At 61.6% G+C, this 13,604-nt stretch carries 9 protein-coding genes; 8 read left to right on the plus strand and 1 reads right to left on the minus strand.

Annotated elements, in window-relative coordinates:
- Positions 1-304 precede the first annotated feature (304 nt).
- The 3 genes from E3T38_RS11380 (at position 305) to E3T38_RS11390 (ending at position 4,807) form a co-directional block, all read left to right on the plus strand.
- Positions 305-2,092, plus strand: a complete 1,788-nt coding sequence (locus tag E3T38_RS11380) for an ABC transporter family substrate-binding protein (protein ID WP_134548315.1) — start codon at positions 305-307, stop codon at positions 2,090-2,092.
- Between the two features lie 138 nt (positions 2,093-2,230).
- Entirely contained in the window at positions 2,231-3,763 is a 1,533-nt protein-coding gene (locus E3T38_RS11385; protein ID WP_134548316.1) for an ABC transporter permease, read from the plus strand.
- Complete coding sequence (locus E3T38_RS11390) at positions 3,764-4,807, plus strand: ABC transporter permease (RefSeq protein ID WP_134548317.1); 1,044 nt, start codon at positions 3,764-3,766, stop codon at positions 4,805-4,807.
- 20 nt (positions 4,808-4,827) lie between these two features.
- Here E3T38_RS11390 and E3T38_RS11395 read toward each other — a convergent pair whose 3' ends face one another.
- Complete coding sequence (locus tag E3T38_RS11395; protein ID WP_134548318.1) at positions 4,828-5,436, minus strand: PH domain-containing protein; 609 nt, start codon at positions 5,434-5,436, stop codon at positions 4,828-4,830.
- Positions 5,437-5,501: 65 nt separating this feature from the next.
- Here E3T38_RS11395 and E3T38_RS11400 point away from each other — a divergent pair, with 65 nt between their 5' ends.
- The 5 genes from E3T38_RS11400 to E3T38_RS11420 all read left to right on the plus strand — a co-directional run bounded on the left by E3T38_RS11400 (position 5,502) and on the right by E3T38_RS11420 (position 13,479).
- A complete protein-coding gene (locus E3T38_RS11400) occupies positions 5,502-7,289 on the plus strand; it encodes an ABC transporter ATP-binding protein (protein WP_134548319.1) in 1,788 nt (595 codons plus the stop codon).
- Between the two features lie 349 nt (positions 7,290-7,638).
- Positions 7,639-8,622, plus strand: coding sequence for an ABC transporter permease (locus E3T38_RS11405; RefSeq protein WP_134548320.1), 984 nt, complete (start codon positions 7,639-7,641; stop codon positions 8,620-8,622).
- 1 nt (position 8,623) lies between these two features.
- Positions 8,624-9,574 (plus strand): ABC transporter permease, encoded by a 951-nt coding sequence (locus E3T38_RS11410; protein ID WP_134548321.1) that lies wholly within the window; start codon positions 8,624-8,626, stop codon positions 9,572-9,574.
- A gap of 13 nt (positions 9,575-9,587) precedes the next feature.
- Positions 9,588-11,756, plus strand: coding sequence for a dipeptide ABC transporter ATP-binding protein (locus tag E3T38_RS11415; RefSeq protein ID WP_174775239.1), 2,169 nt, complete (start codon positions 9,588-9,590; stop codon positions 11,754-11,756).
- A 28-nt stretch (positions 11,757-11,784) separates the two neighbouring features.
- A complete protein-coding gene (locus tag E3T38_RS11420; RefSeq protein WP_134548322.1) occupies positions 11,785-13,479 on the plus strand; it encodes an ABC transporter family substrate-binding protein in 1,695 nt (564 codons plus the stop codon).
- The last annotated feature ends 125 nt before the right edge of the window (positions 13,480-13,604 follow it).

Raw genomic sequence — 13,604 nt, forward strand, 5'->3', positions numbered from 1 at the left:
CATTGCCGGTCAGGCCTGTCTGGCGTTCACTGCCGCTGAGGACCGCGGACCAGCTGTGCGGCCCTGCGGCCCTGTGGCGCTTTCCGCGGTTTGGTCGGTAAAAACGGGACAAATTCCGCGCACGGGCAGACCAGACGCAATTTTTGTGCAGAATGCCCGACTTGAACGAAAAAGAATGGACCTATTTGATAACAGTTCGACAATTTGATTGGCAAGCTGGGGATTTCTCTCTATGGTCGTAGCTAACCACGATCGACTCGCGGCCCCTCGCCGGTGTCGACGATCACTTCGCCCAGGAGGAATCTTGTCCATCAGAGGAAAACTGTTCAGGAAGAGCCTCAGCGGGGTCGCCGTTCTCGGCGTCGCTGCCCTTGCCTTGACCGCATGCACCACAGCCGGCAGCACCGCCCCGAATACAGATGCCGCGGCCAGCGGCGGCACGGTCACGGTCGCGGTGGTCAACGACTTCACGTCGTTCAATAACCAGACGCCGCAGTCCAATCTCGACACCAACGGCCAGGTCGGTTACCTCATGGGTAGCTACGGTTCGGCCTTCTCCTACATTGATAAAGACTTCAAGATCGTGCATGAAAAAAAGTTCGGCACCTTCGAGAAAACCAGTGACGACCCGCAGACCGTCACATACACGCTGAATCCCGAGAACAAGTGGTCAGACGGAGAGCCTGTGACCGCCGATGACATGGTGCTTTCCTGGGCAACCCAGGCCGGCTATTACAACAGTTCCACTACCGATGAGGCCACCGGTGAGGTGACCACCGGTACGACCTACTTCGAGATTGCGGCGAGCACTGCCGGCCTCGACACGACAGCTTTTCCCACGGTCAGCGACGACAACCTGTCGATGACGTTGGTCTACGGCACCCCCTATGTGGATTGGGAGCTGGTCAACCCGATCGGCCAGCCCGCACACATCGTTGCCAAGAAGGCCGGGCTGAGCTCTGCCGCTGATCTGACCGCCTTGCTCAAGGGGCTGCCAAAAGGCGACCCGGCCAACCCGGCGGCTCCCGACCCCACGCTCAAAGCTGCTGCGGACTTCGTAAACACCGGCTACGACGTGACCGCCTTCCCAACCGACCCCGACCTACTGGTTTCCAGTGGTCCGATGGTGCCGACCGGCTGGACCCCCGGCCAGTCGTTCACGATGGAGCGCAACAAGTACTACGTCGGCGGCATGATTCCCAAAATCGACAAGATTGTGCTGCGCGTCATCCCCGACGCGAACGCGCAGGTCACCGCGCTGCAAAACGGTGAAGTGGACATCATCAACCCGCAGGCATCCGCTGACACACTGACCGCACTGGAGAACACCGGCGCTGACGTGCTCACCGGCGACCAGGTCTCGTACGACCACCTCGACCTCAACTTCGGAGCCCCGGTCTTCGCCGACCTGAGTGTTCGCCAAGCGTTCCTAAAGACTATTCCGCGGCAGCAGATCCTTGACTCCATCGTGACCCCGGTCAACCCGGACGCCAAGGTTCTGAACTCGCAAATCTGGGTTCCGGCCAACGAACCGTACGCGGACTCGGTTGCGAACAACGGATCCAGCGACTACGCAGAGGTCGACATCGAAGGCGCCAAGAAACTCCTCGCCGGAGCAACACCAACGATCAGCATCCTCTACAACACCAAGAACCCAAACCGCGTCGATGAGTTCCAGGCCATTCAGGAATCGGCTACCAAAGCCGGGTTCAACATTGTGGACAAGGGCTCACCCGACTGGGCCTCCCTTTTGGCCGGTGGCGACTATGACGCGTCGATCTTTGGTTGGATCAGCCCGGGTGTCGGCTCTGCCGGCATTTCGCAGATCTTCTCAACCGACGGCGGTGGAAACTACAGCCGTTACACGGGAACCAATGCTGATGCCATCGCGACCCAGACCACTCTGGATCCCGATGAACTCGTCAAGATCGAGAAGCGCATGGACAAGCAGATGTTCACGGATGCCTACGGCCTTCCGATGTTCCAACTGCCCGGTGTGTTCGGTGTCGCCAAGCGCGTAAGCGGTGTGGAGTACATGGGCAACCAAACCGGCCCGTTCTGGAACTTCTGGGAGTGGTCCGTCAGTAAATAGCACGACCGAGATATACAGCTCGATCGCGCCGTTGGGCTCCTGGGCACGCCCGGGAGCCCAACTCGTGAGTCTGGCGGCATCCGTTTTTTCGCCTATTTCAGAAGTGCGAACCAACCCCTACAGCGAGGTAGCCCACACATGGTGACCTTCATCCTGAGACGTGTTCTCGTTTCCGTGCTCATCCTGGTCGCTGCATCATTTCTGATGTACGTCATGGTGGGTTATTCGGCCGACCCGCTTCAAGACCTCCGAAGCAGCAATTCGCCCAATAAGCAGCAACTGATCAACGCCCGCGTCTCGCTCCTCGACCTTGACGTTCCGCCGCCGTTGCGCTGGGTGCTCTGGATCGGAGGTGTGGCGAAATGTGCGATTCCGTTCGCCAACGCTTGCGACCTGGGCTCGACTATCTCGAATGCTCGAGTGGTCGACATCCTGCCCAACGCCCTTGCCGCGACGGTGCAGCTCGTCACCTTCGCGCTTGTGCTGGCCATTCTGCTCGGCGTGACGATCGGCATCATTACCGCCCTCCGCCAGTACAGCGGCCTGGACAATACGGTCACCTTCGTCAGTTTCTTTCTGTACTCGCTGCCCGCCTTCCTCGTTGCCGTGCTGCTGAAAGAATTCATCGCCATCGGTTTCAACGACTTTCTGCGCGACCCCGTGATCGGAGGCATAGCCTTGCTGGTCATCGGCCTCATCGTCGGGGCCATCTGGCAGTCGCTCCTCGGTGGTGACAGGCGGCGCAGACTGGTCGTCTTCCTCGTGTCGGGGCTGGCGACATCGGGTGTTCTGCTGCTGGTGAGTGCGACGGGCTGGTTCATGCGCCCGGGCCTCGGCGCGATCCCGATCATTCTGCTGGTCGCTGGGATCGCCCTCGGCTCGGCCACCCTGCTGGCCGGCCTGCGCAACCGTCGGGCACTCATCACGGCGACAATCAACGCGGTGATTGCCATTGCGGCGTACTTCACCCTGCAACCACTGTTCGACGTGTCGAGCGCGGGCACCCTGTTCATTCTCGCCCTCGCCACCATCGCCGTTGGGCTGGTCAGCGGCTTTCTGGCCGGGGGCTACGACCGGGGCCAGAACATGCGGGTCGGTCTCGTCACTGCCCTGTTTTCCGGCGGTGTCGTTCTGCTGGACCGTTTCATGCAGTCCTGGGGCGATTTGCTGTCCGCTACGAACGGACGACCGATCGCGACGGTGGGCTCGCAGACACCGGGGCTGTCCGGCGATGTGTGGCTTTCGGGCCTCGACGCCTTCGTACACCTGACCCTGCCGACAATCACGCTGCTGCTCATCTCCTTCGCCGGGTACACCCGATACTCCCGCGCCGGCATGCTCGAAGTTCTCAGTCTGGACTTCATCAGGACGGCTCGCGCCAAGGGACTACCCGAACGCACCGTGATCATGCGCCACGCCTTTCGCAACATGCTCATTCCCCTGACAACCCTCGTCGCTTTCGACGTAGGCGCCTTGCTCGGTGGCGCGATCATCACAGAATATGTCTTCGCTATCCCCGGCATGGGCAGCCTGTTCAATGCGGGCCTCGAGCGCGGTGACGTCAATCCGGTCATGGGATACTTCCTGATCGTGGCCGCGATGGCCATCACCTTCAACTTTCTGGCCGATATGGCCTATGCCGGGCTCGACCCGAGAGTGAGGATTCGCTAAATGTCCACACCGATTGGTTCGGGGCAGACCCCGCCCACCGAAATTCCGGCCGACGAACTCGCCGCCGCCAGCGCTACCCCCGAGAGCCAGGGACGTTTGATTTGGCGACGGTTCATCGGCAATAAGGTCGCCGTTGCTTCGATCATCGTCATCGCCTTAATCGTCATTTTTTCCTTCTCCGCCATCGGCGTCGGCGCCATTCCCGGCTGGTGGAAATACGACTTCAAATCACTCAATCCACAGGTGAATCAGGGTGACCCGACCCTGTCGCTCCTGCCCCAATTCCTCGGCGGCAACGGAATCTCGCTGGGCGAACATCCGTTTGGCCAGGACCGTATCGGCAAGGACTACTTCGCCATGACCATGCGCGGAATTCAAAATTCCGCGCTCGTCATGGTGGTTCTCGGCCTGATTGCCACCGTTGTCGGAGTGGTGATCGGGGCGGTCGCCGGCTACTACCGCGGCATGGTCGATGCCGTATTGATGCGAATCACGGACGTCTTCATCGTGATTCCCGCGCTCGTCATCGGCTCGGTCGTCGGCCACTGGTTCGGCAGCCTCGGCGCCCCGGTGTTGGCGGTCATGCTGGGGTTCTTCTCCTGGATGGGCATCGCCCGGCTGGTGCGCAGCGAGTTCCTGTCGCTACGCGAACGCGAGTTCGTCGAGGCCGCCCGGGTCGCCGGGGCCTCGGACGCGCGCATCATCTTCAAACACATCCTGCCCAACGCCATGGGAGTAGTCATCGTGTCGGCCACGCTCATCATGGCGTCTGCCATTTTGCTCGAGACAGCGTTGAGCTTTCTCGGCTACGGCATCCGCTCTCCCGACGTGTCGCTGGGCCTGCTGATCAGCTCCAACCAGTCGGCGTTCCAGACCCGACCGTGGCTGTTCTGGTGGCCCGGCGCCTTCATCGTGTCACTGGCGCTGCTGGTCAACTTTGTCGGCGACGGCCTCCGCGATGCCTTCGACCCGCGCCACCGCCGGTTCAACCTCAGCAAAATGCGCGAAACCCGGCCGGAGCCGGAGCTGGAGACCCAGCCGTGACGTCGCGCAGCGCCGTAGAGCTACGCCAGCAGAATGGCCACAACGGATGCCGCAGCACCCGCCGCCAGCACGCCAGCGCGACCCCAGGCCCAGACCACCGCAACGGGCGTCTGTGCCGCGAGGCCGCCATCAACCCGACCGGTCTTCTGGAGCAGGTCCCAGCGTGCGCGCACCAGTTGCGCCGCCTCCCCGGACTCACTTCCCGGCAAATCGCCGGGCCGCGGGAAGCCGCTGACGTAGGGCACCGGGTCGGTGCTCTTGCGGCGTCCGGAGCTGGTCAGGCTGCGGCCAGGCGCTGGGGCGCAAAATACCGCGAACTTACGACCCGGCGTGTAGAGGGTGAGGGCGAACTTGGTGTCCACGTGCACGAGCGCCGCCCACGGCACGACTATGGTGCGCAGCGGATTGCGAATGGTGACGGCATCATCGCTCACTCGCAGGTCGGGCCGCCAGAGCATTTCCCAGACGAACAGCATCACGAACAGGGCCGGGATGACCAGCCAACGGTTCGACGCTGTCGGGAGCAGAAACAGACTCAGCGCGCTGAGTGCGGCGACCGCGCAGAAGACCGCGGCGATGATGCGATTGAACCGCGAGTAGAAAACATTCGGAACGGCAGCGACGGGCATGCAGCCATGCTGCCAGATTTTGGCGGCAACCGCCGAAGCAGCAGCATTGACGAAAGCAGGACTTCATGACCGACCAGGTGACGACCACATTCTCCGGCCCGGTGCTGCAGGTCACTGATCTCACGGTGCATTTCGGCGTCGACAACGTCTGGGTGCCGGCCGCGCTCAACCTGAATTATTCGATCGAGCGGGGCAAAGTGCTCGCGATCGTCGGCGAGTCCGGCTCGGGTAAGAGCGCCAGCTCGATGGCCATTCTCGACCTGCTCCCCGAGAACAGCCGCATCTCCGGCAGCGTCAAGCTCAACGGCCGGGAGCTCATGGGGCTGAAGCCCGCCCAGATGCATAAGGTGCGCGGTGGCCAGATCGCCATGATCTTTCAGGAGCCGATGACGGCACTCAACCCGGTCTACACGATCGGGTTCCAGATCATCGAGACTCTGCGCGCCCATTTCGGCATGTCACCCTCACAGGCCAAGGCGCGCGCCCTGGAGCTGCTCGACCTGGTCGAGCTGCCCGATCCGCTCAAAGCCTTCGACTCCTACCCGCACCAGCTGAGCGGCGGACAACGCCAGCGCGCCATGATCGCCCAGTCCATCTCCTGCGACCCGCAGCTCCTCATCGCCGACGAACCGACGACAGCCCTTGACGTGACGGTGCAGGCCGAGATCCTCGACCTGCTGCGTAGCCTGCGCGACCGACTCGACAGCGCCATCCTGCTGATCACGCACGACATGGGTGTCGTTGCCGACCTTGCCGATGACATCGCCGTGATGCGACGGGGGGTCATCGTCGAACGCGGCACGGTCGATCAGATCTTCAACGAACCCACCCACCCGTACACCATCGCCCTGCTCCAAGCCGTTCCGCACCTCGGCCAGCGCGGTGACCAGGCGATCGACATGACGGCCGCGCTCGCCATCGGCACCGACATCGTGGTGGACGCCGTGCTCGCCGCTCGCATCGAGGTCAACGAGCGTCTGGCGAATGAGGCCGCCGCTGCAGCCCAGCGCGATAGCCGCGAAGTGGTCGTGAAGTTTGACGACGTCGTCATCGAATACCCCAAGCATGGTCGCGTCGCGGCGTTCCGCGCCGTCGACAAGGTCAACCTGTTCGTGCGCCAGGGAGAGGTTCTCGGACTCGTGGGGGAGTCGGGTTCCGGTAAAACCACCCTCGGACGTGCGGCCATCGGTCTACTCCCGATAACAGAGGGAACGCTGCACGTTGCCGGTCAGGATATCTCGAAGGCCAGCCGTGACGAGATCCATCGATTGCATAAAAGCGTCGGCATCGTTTTTCAAGACCCCTCCTCCTCGCTCAATCCGCGGATGCCCATTGGCGACAGTATCGGGGAACCCCTCAAGCTCGGCAAGGGTTTGAAGGGCGCGGCCCTGAGCGCCGAGGTGGAACGGCTGCTCGATAGCGTTGAGCTGCCTCGGTCCTATCGCAGCCGCTTTCCGCACGAACTCTCCGGTGGGCAGAAGCAGCGTGTCGGCATTGCCCGTGCGCTCTCGCTTGAACCGAAGGTGCTCATCGCCGATGAGCCGACCAGCGCGCTGGACGTATCGGTGCAGGCCCGCGTGCTGCAGCTGATCCAGGCGTTGCAGCAGCAGATGAATTTCGCCTGCCTGTTCATCACCCACGACCTCGCCGTCATCGACGTGCTGGCCGATCGCATCGCGGTCATGCACCACGGCCGCATCGTGGAAACCGGCACGCGGGATGAGATTCTGCGCTACCCGAAAGACCCTTATACCCAGCGTCTGCTGGCCGCCGTTCCGATCCCCGATCCGACCGAACAGCGTGCCCGCCGCGAACTGCGCCGCGAGCTGCTGGCCGGCGGCTCCGACAACTAGGGCCAGCACTCACCGCCTTCGTATTGGGGCCCTTCATCGTGCCTGCCGTAGCACGCTACCAACTTCGCAAAGGTCACAGACCCACAACGATTAATGGTGAATAATTCGATTTAATCAAGGTTAGACGCGGATTTGTGCGATTTCGTCGCTTTTTGTACGTAGAAGCTCTCGAGAACCCTAGGCTCTGATCAAAGCACTACAAAGCAAGGATGCTTTGCACCTGTACACATGCATTTCCTGCAAGGAGATGCAAAGGAGGATCACCGTGGTTTCGACACGTTTAAAGTTGGCTGTTGTTCGCCTAACGGATCACGAGTGTGGGTACTAGAGGCAGCGAAAAAGCTCCCACGTGGTTTTCTACATCGTTCGTCGATTCCTCAACTACTTTGTTCTCTCTGCAATTGCAACCTGTCTGGCCTACGTAGTCGCCAGTGTCGCGCTCGACCCCGCGGCGAAGTATCTCGGCCGTAACCCTCGGCCGAGCGACAGCACCATCACGAGCATTCTCGACGGGCTCGGCGTGAATCCCGACGTACCGGTACTCTCGCGGCTGTGGGAGTGGATCGTCAACCTCGTTGCGCACGGGTCGCTGGGAAATACGGTCGGCGGAACGCCGGTCGTGCAGGAAATCATCGCGCGATCGGGGGTGAGCCTGCGTCTGCTGCTGATTGGGTCGGTCATCGGAGCCATCCTCGGTGTGGTTTTCGGAGTGTGGGGTGCCGTGCGGCAATACCGTGCGAGCGACCAAATCGTCACGTACAGCTCCTACCTCATCTTCGCCACCCCAACCTTTGTCGTGGGCGTGCTGCTCATGATCGGCGCGACGGCCATGAACGGTGCGGTCGGCAAACAACTCATCAACTTCACCGGGGAATACTCCGCGGGTCTTTCCGGCCCATGGTGGGTGCTCGCGGCTGACCGGGCGGTGCACCTGCTGCTGCCCACCCTCGCCCTGGTGCTCATGGGAGCGGCCAGCTATTCGCGGTACCAGCGCAGCGTCATGCTCGATGTGCTCGCCGCCGACTATATTCGCACGGCCCGTTCAAAGGGCCGCTCGCGAAATTCCGCCCTGGTGCGCCACGGCGTGCGGGTCGCCCTCATTCCCATGTCGACATTTTTCGCCTACAGCTTCGGCACGCTCATCTCGGGCTCGATCATGCTCGAGATTGTCTTCTCATTCCATGGCATGGGCGAGTTTGCGCTGCAATCGATCACCCAGAGCGATATCAACGGTGTCGCCGGTACGACCTTGTTTCTTGCGATTCTCGTGTTGTTCTCGTCCACGCTTTCCGAGGTACTGTACGCAGCCCTCGACCCACGAGTGAGGTACTGATATGGCTGATATCGACATTAGGCCGATACCGGACACTGCGACCGCGCTGCAGAGCGAGGGGGCAGCCGACCTGGCCGGCGGCATCCGCTCTTCTAAGGCACGATCCCGCGGACGGCTCATCTGGCACCGTCTCGTCCACACACCGCGGTTCTGGGTGGGCGCGATCGCGATAACACTCATCGCTCTCTGGGCGATTCTTGGTCCGGTCTTCTACCCCTATAACGCCACGGGACGCGATTCGCTCAATATGGGTATCGGTCCCACCCAGCTTCATTGGTTCGGTACAAACGGCATCGGGCAGGATCTTTACGCACAGACACTTGTGGGGCTGCAGAAGTCCCTGGTGATCGGGCTTATCGCAGGACCGCTTGGAACCGCCATCGCAGCAATTGCCGGTTCGGTGGCCGGTTATATGGGCGGCATCGTCGACAAAGTGATCGTGTGGTGTATCAATCTTCTGCTCGTTCTGCCATCGTTCATCCTTCTTGTCATCCTGAGCCCGCTTTTCAAGGGACTCTCGTGGGTATTCCTGACCATTTTCTTAGCGGCATTTAGCTGGATGATCATGGCGCAAGTGATCCGGTCGCAAACCCGTTCGCTGCGAAATCAGGACTTCGTGAAAGCGGCGCGATACATGGGAGTGCCGATGCCGAAAATTCTCGGCCGTCACATCATTCCCAACGTCGCCTCGCTGCTCATCATCGACGCGACGCTCGGTGTCGTCGGGGCGATCATGGCTGAGACGAGCCTGAGCTATTTCGGCTTTGGTGTACGGGCGCCGGACGTGTCGCTCGGAACGCTCTTGTCCGAGGGCACCAGCGCGGCAATCACCCGGCCCTGGTTGTTCGTTTTCCCGGCCGGCGTTCTCGTGGCAACCCTTTTCGCCGTCAGCCTCGTGGGTGATGCCCTGCGGGATGCTGTCGATCCAACCTCGGGAGTAAACCGTGAGTAATTCAGTAACAGAAATCGTTGCGGCCTCGCGGCAGGTCAGCGCGCGATCGATCGCCCGCCCGCCCCTGCTCGAGGTGAAAAACTTGTCGGTGACTTTCCCGCAACGAGGTGGCCCGAGTGTGCAGGCCGTTCGGGGGATCAGCTATCAGGTGCACGAGGGAGAATTCCTCGGTATCGTCGGCGAATCCGGCTCGGGAAAATCAGTCTCATCGCTGGCCCTCATGGGACTCCTTCCGAGCGCGGCCGTGGTGCAGGGCAGCATCACGTTCGACGGCCGACCGCTCCTCGACCTCAATGACCGGGAGTTGTCGAAGATACGTGGCAAGGACATCGCCATGATCTTCCAGGACCCACTCTCGGCCATGACGCCGGTGTACACGGTGGGTGACCAGATTGCCGAGGCGCTCCTGCTGCACGATGCGGCGCTCAGCAAGAAGGCCGCGCGTGCGCGAGCGGTGGAATTGCTCACCGTCGTCGGTATCCCCGACCCACGACGACGTGCGAAGGCCTTCCCCCACGAGTACTCGGGTGGCATGCGTCAGCGTGCCATGATCGCGATGTCCATCGCGAACGACCCTCGGCTGATCGTCGCGGACGAACCGACCACGGCCCTCGATGTGACCATTCAGGCGCAGATCCTGGACGTGCTCGAAACAGCCAAGGAACTTACCGGGGCAGCCGTGGTTCTCATCACCCACGACCTGGGTGTCGTGGCCGGCCATGCAGATCGCATTGCGGTGATGTATGCCGGAAAGCTCATAGAGAACGGCTTGACGGCTGATGTTTTCGCCGACCCCCACATGCCGTACACGGTGGGGCTGCTGCGGTCCGTTCCCAACATGCAGACAGCAGGAACGCAACGGCTCGTTCCCCTCGAGGGCCGACCGCCGTCGTTGACGGCTTTGCCGAATGGATGCCCGTTCGCTGCGCGCTGCCCGATTGCGATCGATACCTGCCGTGACACGGAGCCGGAGTTGCTTCGACACCGCGCTGCGGCATCCAAGATCGTCCTGACCGGCGAGCACGACGTGACCCATGTGGCGGCCTGCCATCGCTCTGATGAGATCGCATCGGGTTCGTTGGCCAAGGGCGATATTTTTCCTCGGCCGGAACCGCTCGTCGTCAGTCAGCCCTCACAACGGCCGGGGGAGGCGCCTGTTCTCACGGTGTCGAACCTAGTGCGCCACTTTCCCCTGACTAAGGGCGGAGTGTTTTCTCGGCGTATCGGAACCGTGCGGGCGGTCGACGGAGTCTCATTCTCAGTCTTACCTGGGCAAACCCTCGGTCTGGTCGGGGAGTCGGGGTGCGGTAAATCAACCACGATTCTCGAAGTTCTCGAGATGACCAAGCCCCAGGGCGGCCAGATTCTGATCGACGGAACTGACGTGGCGAAGCTTAATCGCGTCGACAAGCTGCGCCTGCGTCGTGACGTGCAGATCGTCTTTCAAGACCCCATGGCGGCTATTGATCCCCGGCTTCCGATCGGCGACATCATTGGCGAACCGCTGACCGTGCACGGTGTGAAGACCGAAGCCCGGCGGGAGCGAGTGCGCGAGCTACTGGACCTCGTGGGCCTAGACCCGCTCATGGCCGACCGTTACCCGCACGAATTCTCGGGGGGGCAACGCCAACGCATTGGTATCGCCCGTGCCTTGGCGACCAATCCTCGCCTGGTCGTGCTCGATGAGCCGGTATCAGCACTGGACGTGTCGATCCAGGCCGGTGTGATCAACCTGCTCGAAGATCTCAAGGAGCAGCTCGGTCTCTCCTACCTGTTCGTGGCTCACGACCTGGCCATTGTGCGACAGATCGCTGACACCGTGGCCGTCATGTACCTGGGCCGCATCGTGGAATACGGGCCGGTGGCCGATGTATTTGCGCATCCGCGGCATCCGTACACTCAGGCACTGATTTCCGCAGCCCCGATTCCTGACCCGGTCATCGAGCGTAGCCGCCAGCGTGTGCTGCTCGCGGGTGACCTGCCGAGCCCCACCGAGCAGATCGACGGGTGCAATTTTCGCAGCCGCTGCCCGCTGTTCACGACCCTCGGCCCTGCGGCGCAGTCGCTTTGCGCCGAATCCGACCCACAACTGACCCCTGACGGCACGGTTGAAGCAGCTTGCCATCACATGGGCGTTACCAAAACTTATCTGACCGCACAGTCCAGCAATGTACAGAAATAGTCCCACCAAGAATCAAAGGAGAATCCCTATGAGACGGAAAAGTACTGCGTTCGCAGCAGTTGCCGTTCTGAGTGCGTCTGCCCTGTTCCTCACGGCATGCGCGCCCGGCAATACCGCAGAAAATGGTGCCGCCGACACCCCGAGTGGTGCGGTGCCGTCTACGGCCTGGGACAGCGCCACGGCCGACCAGATCACCGATGGGGGAACGCTCAACCTGGCCATCAACGCTATGCCGGCAAACTGGAACCTCGCCCACGTCGATGGCAACGAGGTCGATACGAAGACCACCATCTCGCCCACTGCTGGCAGCATTTACTCCATCGGCGAAGACGGAACACCGGAGCTCAACCCCGACTATGCAACGTCGGTCGAGCTCATCAGCGAAGATCCCCAGGTCGTCGAGATCAAGCTCAACCCGGACGCCGTCTGGCAAGACGGCACTCCCATCACCTACAAGGACTACGAGTCCACCTGGGGTGCCATGAGCGGTGCCGATGAGGCCTACCAGCCGGCCTCGAGCGCGATCTGGGAAGAGATCGAATCGATAGAGCCGATCGAGGGGGACTTCGACTTCACGGTGACGTTCAGCAGTGTCAACGCGGACTGGCAGTCCGTCTTTGCGGACCTGCCTGCTATTCTTCCGGTTGCTGCCACCTCCACGTCGGAGGCCTTCAACACCGGCTACATCACGTCGCCGATACCGTCCAGCGGACCGTTCATGATTTCGGACATTGACACGACCGGCCAGGTCGTCACGCTCACCCGCAACCCGGTGTGGTGGGGTCAGACTCCCAAGCTGGAGACCATTTACGTAAAGGTCGTCAGCGGCGACGCGCAGGCGGCAGCATTCGGCAACTCCGAAACGGACGTGCTCTACATTTCGTCCAACGCCGACGCCTACCAGACCGCCCAGGGACGAACGGATGCCCAGATCCAGTCTTCCGGTGGCCTCACCTGGACGCACGTGACCTTCAACGGTTCCAAGGGGCCGCTCGCCGATGTGAAGATGCGTACAGCGCTTGGTCACGCCATCAACCGGTCCGTTATTTCCGAATCAGCCAACACCCCGGTGGGCGTTCCTGCCACCGAGCAGGGAAGCTACATCTTCATGCCCGGTCAGAAGGGGTTCGTAGACAACGTCGGTGACGCGATCGGCTTCGACGTCGACAAGTCCAAGGCACTTCTCGATGAACTCGGTTACACGGAAGGTGACAACGGCGTGCGTGAGAAGGATGGCACCCCTCTCGTTCTCACCATGACGATCCCAGCCGAGACGGCCACGAACAAGCAGCGTGCCGTTCAGGTGCAGGCTGACCTCAAGGATGTCGGCGTGACTGTTGAACTGAACGAGGTTCCCGCGGCTGGATTCTTCTCCGACTACGTCATCACGGGCGACTTTGAAATGACGGGCTTCTCCTGGGCCGGTACCGCCTTCCCGATTTCGTCGTCGGAGGCGTTGTTCTCCCCGGTCGGTTCCGAGTCGAACTTCACCGGGATCACCGATGACTCGCTCACCGGTCTCTTCGACGAAGCAAACACCGAGCTCGATCCCGAGAAGCGCCTGGTGATCGCCGACAAGATCGACAAGGTGCTGGCCGCCTACGTGCCCATCATTCCGATCGCACCGCTCCCCAACGTGTACGCGGTCAAGGACGGTCTCGTGAATTACGGAGCCACCCAGTTCGAAACCGTCGACTGGACCCTCGTCGGTTGGAAGAGCTAACCGACTCGCAGTACTGATACGCGGGGTGAGGCCATCCGGTCTCGCCCCGCTTGTGAGTTCCTCCGGGCTCGCCGTCCGCCGGAGCGTAAAAATCATACGGTAGGATACTACTTTGGGTCACACTA

It is taken from the genome of Cryobacterium sp. Hb1, from assembly GCF_004403585.1.
Classification (GTDB): Bacteria; Actinomycetota; Actinomycetes; order Actinomycetales; family Microbacteriaceae; genus Cryobacterium; species Cryobacterium lyxosi.

Bases quoted from the DNA above. Each gene is read 5' to 3' on its own strand.
- E3T38_RS11390 (WP_134548317.1), top strand. From the start codon at position 3,764: ATGTCCACACCGATTGGTTCGGGGCAGACCCCGCCCACCGAAATTCCG.
- E3T38_RS11410 (WP_134548321.1), top strand. From the start codon at position 8,624: ATGGCTGATATCGACATTAGGCCGATACCGGACACTGCGACCGCGCTG.
- E3T38_RS11385 (WP_134548316.1), top strand. From the start codon at position 2,231: ATGGTGACCTTCATCCTGAGACGTGTTCTCGTTTCCGTGCTCATCCTG.
- E3T38_RS11420 (WP_134548322.1), top strand. From the start codon at position 11,785: ATGAGACGGAAAAGTACTGCGTTCGCAGCAGTTGCCGTTCTGAGTGCG.
- E3T38_RS11395 (WP_134548318.1), bottom strand. From the start codon at position 5,436: ATGCCCGTCGCTGCCGTTCCGAATGTTTTCTACTCGCGGTTCAATCGC.
- E3T38_RS11400 (WP_134548319.1), top strand. From the start codon at position 5,502: ATGACCGACCAGGTGACGACCACATTCTCCGGCCCGGTGCTGCAGGTC.